The sequence below is a fragment of the Agromyces binzhouensis genome (genome assembly GCF_004135055.1).
Classification (GTDB): Bacteria; Actinomycetota; Actinomycetes; order Actinomycetales; family Microbacteriaceae; genus Agromyces; species Agromyces binzhouensis.
The window spans coordinates 1-2581 of sequence record NZ_SDPL01000437.1 but is presented as its reverse complement, the minus strand read 5'-3'; the positions used below and the strand labels follow the sequence as shown (position 1 = coordinate 2581).

Annotated in this window: 3 protein-coding genes; 2 read left to right on the top strand and 1 reads right to left on the bottom strand. The window is 74.6% G+C overall.

The features are described 5' to 3' along the window. Positions 1-1528, bottom strand: a 1528-nt coding sequence (locus tag ESO86_RS15310; RefSeq protein ID WP_242492404.1) for a RecQ family ATP-dependent DNA helicase, incomplete at its 3' end; no start/stop codon positions are given. A 148-nt stretch (positions 1529-1676) separates the two neighbouring features. On the opposite strand from ESO86_RS15310, the gene ESO86_RS15305 reads away from it, so the two are divergent. Then, a complete protein-coding gene (locus tag ESO86_RS15305; protein WP_129235750.1) occupies positions 1677-2246 on the top strand; it encodes a TetR/AcrR family transcriptional regulator in 570 nt (189 codons plus the stop codon). After that, positions 2243-2581, top strand: a 339-nt coding sequence (locus tag ESO86_RS15300; RefSeq protein WP_129235749.1) for an ATP-binding cassette domain-containing protein, incomplete at its 3' end; no start/stop codon positions are given. The genes ESO86_RS15305 and ESO86_RS15300, both read left to right, overlap by 4 nt.

Below are 2581 nucleotides of genomic sequence, written 5' to 3'. Positions count from 1 at the left end.
CCCCGACGCGGTCGAGCGCGCTCGCGGCGGCGGACGCGGCATCCGCATCGACCTCGCCCGGGTACCAGGCGCCCGCGCACCGGTCGCAGCGCCCGCACGGCGCCGCCGTGTCGTCGTCGAGGGAACGCTGGAGGAAGGCCATGCGGCATCCGTCGGTCTGCTCGTACTCGAGCATGTGGCGCTGCTCGGCCTCGCGCTCCTCCGCGATGCGACGGTAGCGCTCGGCGTCGTAGCTCCACGGCGCACCGGTCGCGATCCAGCCGCCCTGCACGCGCCGCACGGCGCCGTCGACGTCGAGCACCTTCAGCAGCAGTTCGAGCGGGGTCCGGCGGATGTCGACGCGCGCCTCGAGCGCGGGCGTCGAGAGCGGCACGTCGGAGAGCTCGTCGATGACGCGTCGCGCGCGCTCCTCGTCGGGCATCGACGCGGTCGCGAAGTAGTGCCAGATCGCCGGGTCCTCGCGGCCGGGCAGCAGCAGCACGTCGGCGTTCTCGCTCGCGCGACCGGCACGGCCGACCTGCTGGTAGTACGCCACGGGCGACGAGGGTGCGCCGAGGTGCACGACGAAGCCGAGGTCGGGCTTGTCGAAGCCCATGCCGAGCGCGCTCGTGGCGATGAGCGCCTTGACCTCGTTGCGCTTCAGCATGCCCTCGGACTCCTCGCGCTCGTCGGGGTCGGTCTGCCCGGTGTAGGCACGCACGTCGTGGCCGCGCTCGCGCAGCACGCGCGCGGTGTCGACCGCCGCAGAGACGGTGAGCGCGTAGACGATGCCCGAGCCGGGGAGGTCGTCGAGGTGGTCGATGAGCCATGCGAGCCGGCCGGTCGAGTCGGGCAGCCGGAGCACGCCGAGCCGGAGCGAGGACCGGGCGAGCGGCCCGCGGATCGTGAGCACGTCGGTGCCGAGCTGCTCCGCGACATCCGCCACGACCCGGCTGTTCGCGGTCGCCGTCGTCGCGAGCACGGGCACGTCGGCCGGGATCTCGGCGATGAGGTCGCGCAGGCGACGGTAGTCGGGCCGGAAGTCGTGCCCCCAGTCGCTGATGCAGTGCGCCTCGTCGACCACGAGCATGCCGAGCCGGCGCACGAGCGAGGGCAGCTGCTGCTCGCGGAACGACGGGTTGTTCAGCCGCTCGGGCGAGACGAGCAGCACGTCGACCTCGTCGGCGTCGAGGCGGGCGAGGACCTCCTGCCACTCGTGCGCGTTGGCCGAGTTGATCGAGACGGCCCGCACGCCCGCGCGCTCGGCGGCCGCGACCTGGTCGCGCATGAGTGCGAGCAGCGGTGACACGAGGATCGTCGGGCCTCCGCCGCGGCGGCGGAGCAGCAGGGTGGCGACGAAGTACACGGCCGACTTGCCCCAGCCCGTCCGCTGCACGACGAGCGCCCGTCGGCGGCCGGCGACGAGGGCCTCGATCGCCTCGAACTGGCCCTCGTGGAACTCGGCGTCGTCGCGGCCGACGAGCTCGCGGAGGGCGGCGAGCGCCTCGGCGCGGAGGTCGGCGGTCGTGGTCGGGTCGGGGGAGGGCATGCGTCCACCCTTGCGCATGCGGCTGACAGGCGCGCGCGGGGTCGGCCGGCAGGCGGGCACCGGGTCGCGCGGGCTCGACCGCGGGCGACCGCCCGATGACCGGTCCTCGGACCTTGCCGACCTGAATGTTAGTGGCTAACATTATGCCGTGACCACGTCCACCACCCCGACGCCGAGGCGCCTCCGCACCCGGCAGCGCCTGATCGACCACGGGCTCGACCTCATCGAGCGCCAGGGGTACGACCAGACCTCCGCGGCGGAGATCGCGCGGGCCGCGGGCGTCACCGAGATGACCTTCTTCCGGCACTTCGCCACCAAGGAGCAGCTCGTGCTCGAGGACCCCTACGACCCGTTCCTCGCCGAGGGCATCGGCGACCAGCCGCGCGAGCTGCCGCCCCTGCACCGCGCGGCACGCGGCATCCGCTCGGCCTGGCGGATGCTGCCCGAACCCGAGCAGCCGGAGATCCGGCGGCGCGTGCGGATCGCGGCGCGCACGCCCGCGCTGCGCGGTGCCATGTGGCGGAGCACGGGGAACACCGAGCAGGCGATCGCCGCTCGGCTCGAAGCCGACGGAGCATCCGCGTTCGAGGCCCGCGCCGCCGCATCGGCCGTGATCGCCGCGCTCGTCACCGGCCTCTACGCGTGGGCCGACGGCGAGGTCGACACCCTCGGCGCGGCCATCGAACGCGCCCTCGACGTCGTAGCGGGCGACGCATGAGCGCCGCGCCCCGGTTCGAGGCCCGCGGCGTCGCGCGTGCGTTCCGCGGGGGCGCGGGCGTGCACGGCATCGACCTCGACGTGGCGGCGGGCGAGATCCACGCGCTGGTCGGCCTGAACGGCGCGGGCAAGACGACGCTCATGCGCCTGCTCCTCGGCATGCTGCGGCCCGACTCGGGCGCGCTGCGCGTGCGCGGCGTCGACGTCACTCGAGCGGATGCCTCGACCTGGGCGCGCGTCGGCCACCTCGTCGAGCACCCGCTCGCCTACGCCGAGCTCACCGGCCGCGCCAACCTCGAGGTCGCCGCGCGCCTGCACGGGCTCGACCGGGCGGCC